This window comes from Aeromonas sp. L_1B5_3, from assembly GCF_963866575.1.
In the GTDB taxonomy this organism is placed as follows: Bacteria; Pseudomonadota; Gammaproteobacteria; order Enterobacterales; family Aeromonadaceae; genus Aeromonas; species Aeromonas jandaei.
This window is the reverse complement of sequence record NZ_CAWMDN010000064.1, coordinates 1-566: the sequence shown is the minus strand read 5'-3', so window position 1 is coordinate 566 and position 566 is coordinate 1. Positions and strand designations below refer to the sequence as shown.

Sequence of the window (566 nt, the reverse complement as noted above, 5' to 3'; positions counted from 1 at the left end):
ATGACCCGTCTTATCACCGGACTCGAGGTGCATCGCTATGCCCCCGAGCTCAACAAACTGCACCTGCGAAACCGTCAGACACTACCCGCTCCCGGCATCACCACCATCAAGCAAGCCAAAGCCCGCCTGTTTGCTCGTTGGCAACCTGGGCATCAGGTGACCATCACCGTGAGCCATCCCGACTACATCAATCTTTCTCGGCTCTACCGGGGGCGGCTGACAAACCTGACCGAACTCCCTGAGCACCTGACCAGACTACGCCAGCGCCACAACGTGCCCGGCACCTGCATCGACATTCAACTGAGGTATCGCTAATCATGACCACGACAACCACCCACACCAACAACCAACACCCCGTAGCGCCAGACCACCCCACTCGGATTTTTGCACAGTGGGGTTTGCCCCATACCGTGACGCCACGCTTTGGCGCTCGTCTGATACAGAGTCGCTACCGGCTCGATTTTCTATCCGATCGGGCCAGTCTGATCGGTGAATGGAGTGAGACGCAGATAGCCAAGCTCGACCTGGCTTTCCCGGAGATCATCAAGGCTCTGGAAGCCAAGCTG

2 protein-coding genes are annotated in these 566 nt (G+C 58.1%); both read left to right on the top strand.

Translation table 11 applies throughout. The features are described from left to right. The coding region (locus AACR93_RS04000; protein ID WP_021137999.1) for a hypothetical protein at positions 1-315 on the top strand (315 nt) is incomplete at its 5' end. 2 nt (positions 316-317) lie between these two features. After that, the coding region (locus tag AACR93_RS03995; protein WP_043852289.1) for a type IV toxin-antitoxin system YeeU family antitoxin at positions 318-566 on the top strand (249 nt) is incomplete at its 3' end.